This window comes from Aquiflexum sp. (assembly GCF_977115555.1).
The window spans coordinates 1-5,127 of the sequence record NZ_CDSBKL010000303.1 but is presented as its reverse complement, the minus strand read 5'-3'; the positions used below and the strand labels follow the sequence as shown (position 1 = coordinate 5,127).

The 5,127-nt window shown below is 40.0% G+C and carries 4 protein-coding genes; all 4 read right to left on the bottom strand.

The features are described 5' to 3' along the window. On the bottom strand, positions 1–2,830 hold a 2,830-nt coding region (locus ACZFYI_RS15385), incomplete at its 3' end, for a nuclear transport factor 2 family protein (RefSeq protein ID WP_462525015.1). Between the two features lie 124 nt (positions 2,831–2,954). Further along, positions 2,955–3,335 (bottom strand): response regulator, encoded by a 381-nt coding sequence (locus ACZFYI_RS15380; RefSeq protein ID WP_462525014.1) that lies wholly within the window; start codon positions 3,333–3,335, stop codon positions 2,955–2,957. Positions 3,336–3,780: 445 nt separating this feature from the next. Next, a complete protein-coding gene (locus ACZFYI_RS15375) occupies positions 3,781–4,305 on the bottom strand; it encodes a nuclear transport factor 2 family protein (protein WP_462525013.1) in 525 nt (174 codons plus the stop codon). A 199-nt stretch (positions 4,306–4,504) separates the two neighbouring features. Beyond that, on the bottom strand, positions 4,505–5,002 hold the full coding sequence (locus tag ACZFYI_RS15370; RefSeq protein WP_462525012.1) for a hypothetical protein: 498 nt from the start codon (positions 5,000–5,002) through the stop codon (positions 4,505–4,507). Between the last annotated feature and the right edge of the window lie 125 nt (positions 5,003–5,127).

The following is a 5,127-nucleotide window of genomic DNA, read 5'->3' as shown; positions in this document are numbered from 1 at the left end:
CAGCAGTTTTATGCATGGCCAGACTTTTAGAACGTACGCGTTCCAATCCCGCTTCTATCTGAGCTTCCCTTGCTTGAGCTTCTGCTTTTTGGAGATCGAAAAAACGGATATAGGCTTGCTCGAAGACGTTGGCAACACGACGCAGTAAATATCTCGAGGAAGTATCCGGCTCTGAATAAGTTACCATCACCAATGCACCGCCAGCAAAGTCGGCGACAGACCAATATGCTTTCAACTTATTTATTGGCGCATCACCCAGAACTTGAATGATGGAATTGTATAGCTCAGGCGAATGAGTTTTCATTATCCCAAACCATTCAATAATTTTTTCTTCTTCATTCGCTATCACATAATCCTTACTGCCTTTAGCATAATGCTCCATCAGTTCATCAACAATCCTGACTCCTTTTTTGGGAAAGCGGGCTTGGGCCTGAAAAACTTCACCTTCAGTTTCCGGAGTCCTTAAAGCACTCCACGAATCAAAATAATTTTCATCTGAACCATACAAATGTATTGCACATACTTCCATGTCTTTTTGGCCAAGCAAGCCCATTTGTTTTCTAAGCTCCAGTGCAACTTCTTCCAATTCCTTTGAAGTGTGCATGGCCATGGCCCTTGCACGCACACGCTCCAAGGCCAATTGAATTTCTGCTTCCCTTGCCTGTGCTTCTGCCTTTTGAAGATCTTGGAATCGGGTATAGGTTTGTTCGAAAACCGTGGCGAAACGTTGGAAAATCTCATAAGCTTCAGGGACTGGCTCATAGGTGATAAAAAGGACATAACCATGCTTAAAGAATGCAATATGATCGATTTGATAGGAAGGCAGGGCGATACCGGATTCTTCCAAGGCCTTCAGTGAATCGCCGGCTATCGGAATGGTTTTCAGGTAATCATAGTGATCTTTACATTCTGTACCCGCAAATTCCTTCACATAGAATTTTTCTCCCCGCTTTCCCCTTTCATAAAAATCCAAAAAGAACTTCTCTCTTGGGGTTTTATAGAAAGGCAGACTTCCATTTGCACTGCTGAACCATTCGTAGTCGCCGGCTTCATCTTCTGCGTAGATATGAAAAGCACAGCCCCAGGTTTGAATCCCGAGACTTCGTACCTGCTCATCCAATAAAATAGAAGCCTCTGCCAATTCCGAACTGCTATGCATCGCCATCGTTCTTGCCCTGACTCGCTCCAAAGCCAATTCGACTTCTGCTTCTCTTGTTTGTGTCTCTGCCTTCACCAAATCCAGGTACCGTTGATAGGTTTGTGCAAATTGAGATGAGAATCGTTGTATGGTTTGAATTAACTCGGTTTGAAATTCTTGGGGACTGAATGCATAAAAAAACCCATACTCGAATATGAAACAGTGTTGAACCTCTTTTTGGGGTAATTTTTCTAAAGGTATCTGGATTTTATAGTCAGGCGCTTTATTCAGCATTCGGTAATAATCCAGCAAATCTTCTCCTTCCAATACATACTTGTGGATGGGAATCTGCTCTTTCCAAGCTTTGCGGGCACTTTTCAACAAAGGGTGCGAGGCCATATCGATGTTACCGATATGCATTTTAACTTCCTTTCCGTCCTTGCGAGCGGTCCAAAGCTCATTGTTTTCATTCTCATGATTTAGAATTCCGATTCCAAATCGGGTACCTTCATCGACTCCCAAGGCTGTGAGTTCAGCAAACATTTTGAGAATACAATTCCCAACATCTTCGCTGCTATGCATCGCTATGGTATGCGCCCTTACACGCTCCAATGCAAGGTCGATTTCAACTTCCCGGGCACGGGCTTCCGCTTTTTGGATATCTTGAAAGCGCTGATAAGCCAGCAAGAATACTTGATGGAAACGCTTGAACAAGTCCAGGATTGAAGCATCCATAGCCTGATAAAGTGTCAAGCCTAAGCCTCCCCGACCAATAGAAAGAAAGCAATGGCTGATCTCATCTGTTTTATCCAATAAAGGGTCAGGGAAATGGTTTTCGGCTTTTCGGTGTTCTCTAAATTCAACCAACTCTTCTCCTGTCAGCCTTCCGGTGAAATGTCCGTCTTTTGAGGCCAGCATCTGTCTTACCATATCCTCTTCCACCGGACTTTTAAGGTATTCTGTCCGCTCTATTGCTACGGTTTCATATTGGGTAAAATACTGATAGCAGAGGTAGATACCTTTCTTTTCATCAATGATTGCTGTTTGAATATTCCTTATCCCGGAAACTCCAAAATCCTTTAACCTATCCGAAATCGCTTCACAGACTTCGAGCATATCTTCGGGTTTTTTCATTCCCATGGCTACCGCACGGACTTTCTCCAATGCCGCTTCAATGGCCAATTCCCGATTTTTGTTTTCCAGTTCTATCGTGCGTCTTTTGATCGCGTCCCTCAGTTCCAGATTTTCTTTGGAAATTTTGTCCAAGGCCATTGTCTCGCCTTCCTGCACCCGCATATCAGGAAAAGAACCGTGCTGCTGTAAGACTTTCCATCCGGAATTGGTCTCATGAAGGAGGGTTGATAGCCTTATTTTGGAATAATAATTCCATTCCGGTTCCCCAAAAATATAGACGTCGCAAACTTCATTTACAAGGTACATCCCGTTCAAAGGCTTCACAGAAATGTTTCGGTTTCTCATTTCCACTTTCCCAAACACCTCGTTCATCTGGTTTTTGTAAAAGGCTATCCCTTCTTCCTTATTGTGACACACTTCATTTTCTGAAGTACCGATCATCTCAAAGCCCTCATCCAAGGTGGATGAAAAAGTTTCCAAATCGCCTTTTGAATAACTGTCCCAATACAGTTCGTATACACGTATTGCTTCAGCTTCCTGCTTTTCTTTTGATTTCATAAAGTTTGGTTATTCCGGTTTTAGCAACGGACCTATTCAAAACAAGAAAGAACCCCCTTGTTTTGAAAATGGGCGGAAATATCAGCGACGAATGTCCTGAATCTAAAGACAGTTTAATGGCCTATTAGGATCCGGCCAAAATATCCTTCAATTCAGCTTTGAGAGAATCAAAATCAATGGGTTTGGTAAAAAATTCCTTTGCTCCGGAATTCATCGCTTTGTCATGGTTTTCACTGTCACCATAGGCAGAAATCATACTTACCTGAATCTCCGGAAATTCTGACTTCACTTTATCAAGCAGTTCGAGTCCGGTCATACCGGGCATGTTGATGTCAGAGAAAATGTACATCACTTCAGGCGGCTTATGACTTCTCAAAAGCTCGAGTGCCTGATTGCCTGAAAATGCAAATTCAAGCTCAAACAATCCTTCACGGACTTCTTTGCGGAGTTTTTGGCGGAACAATATTTCCACATCTCTTTCATCATCTACAATTAAAAATTTCATGGCCATATTCGATTTGATTTTTATATTTTTTTTAGTTTTTAATCAAGATTTTGCCCCGGCATGTTTTGGCATTGTGGTCAGAAATCACTGCATCTGGTTAAGTTTCAATATACAATTTTATCTTAAGAGATTACATTGACTTTCAGAATTTTCTATTACCGGCGGGGAGATATATGAAGTCCTTAGATAAAAGGCTTAAAACATTTCTCACAACAGGAAAATTGTAACACCTCAAATTAAAAAATACAGTCTGAATCCATACCAAATTTGGACGAACAGCTGGTTTTATTGTCCCAAAGTAGCCAAAAATTTTCCCGATAATATTTTTCAAGTGACTCATTAAACATTGAAACAGTTGGGATATTCGGCCGAAATAGAAAAAGGCTTTTGAAAAAAATTCCAAAAGCCCTTCATCAAGTACAAAGCGGTTAAGTTTATTTAAAGGTTATTTGGCAGGTGGCTTCAACTCATAACCCTGTGATTCCATAATATTCCACATGTCATACCAATAGCGCAAAAATACAATCTTACCATTCTCTACCCTTCCGACAGTATGGTAAGGAACAACGATCGTATTTCCGGTTTTTTTGTCCTGAATCGTATTAGTACCCCACGACAAAACCCATTCACCTTCGTTCCAATTGTTGGTGACTTTTACAGGCAGATAAAGCTCTTGAGAAAGCGTGTGTTTGTATTGGTTGGTGCTATTGGTGTAATATTCCCTGTGCTGAGCCACTGTGAGAGAGTCCAAGCCACCTCCCAAGCCATAGATCATCGCACCAGGTGCCAATTGGGCATTCATGGCTGCTACATCCCCGGCCTGAAGTGCTTTGGTATATTTCTGTACCACCTCTAAGGCTTTTTCTGCATTGGGAAATTCTAGGGTCGTAACTGGTCCCTGTGCGTTTGATATCAACGGCATCAGCATCATTAATAATACGAATACCATCGTTGCTTTTAAAATTTTCATAAAAAGGTATTTAGGTTAGGATATAAGAATCACTATTGATTCCTAACTGTAATTACCTGATAATTAATCGATTTAAAAATAAATCAGGGACTAACGTAAGGTTTTATTGTCCCAATGTACGGAATTAGTTTTCGGAGTTGAAAATATCTGATATTATTAAAAATGGTAATTTAACCTATACTTTATTCACTTAATAATCTTAAAATGCTTTTCCGATTTTGAAACGTGCTCCCGGAGCAACTTTAGAATCAACATTGCTAAAGACGTTGCCGGTATGTGGACCTATATCAAAACTTAGGGACAATTTACTCTTGGTTATTCGGCTGATTCCGATTGGGAGATAACCAAACCATCCTTCAGCTAAAAAGCCTGCCCCAAAGATTAAACCGGTATGGAAATTCACTTTCCCTGAGGTTAAAGATGGAAGATATAATTTTGGCCCAATTGAAACTCCAATCAAGCCAATTGTAAATTCGGCTCCAAAATTCGAAGTGAAAAGGCGTTCATAAGACATTCCCAAAGTAGGGTCTGTAAATCCCAGCTGTAATCCTAGGAGATTTTTCACCTCTGTATCCTGAGATTTTATCCTGGATTTTAATCCAATTTCAGTAGAAATCGAATTTTCGGTATTGTCTATCTGTGCTATGGCGCTATTGGACAAACCAATGATCATCAATAATGGGAATAAAATTTTCATTATTTTTTTTGATTAATATATAAAAATAAAAAAATTTTTTATTAATTTTTTTAAAAATAAATTTTGGAAAAAAAGAAAAAATAAAAATTTTTATAGTTATTATTTTAATTGGCATAAAAATTTTT

What these genes read in the sequence shown, in the direction of transcription:
- ACZFYI_RS15380 (WP_462525014.1), bottom strand. Translation starts at nt 3,335, where the DNA reads ATGAAATTTTTAATTGTAGATGATGAAAGAGATGTGGAAATATTGTTC.
- ACZFYI_RS15370 (WP_462525012.1), bottom strand. Translation starts at nt 5,002, where the DNA reads ATGAAAATTTTATTCCCATTATTGATGATCATTGGTTTGTCCAATAGC.
- ACZFYI_RS15375 (WP_462525013.1), bottom strand. Translation starts at nt 4,305, where the DNA reads ATGAAAATTTTAAAAGCAACGATGGTATTCGTATTATTAATGATGCTG.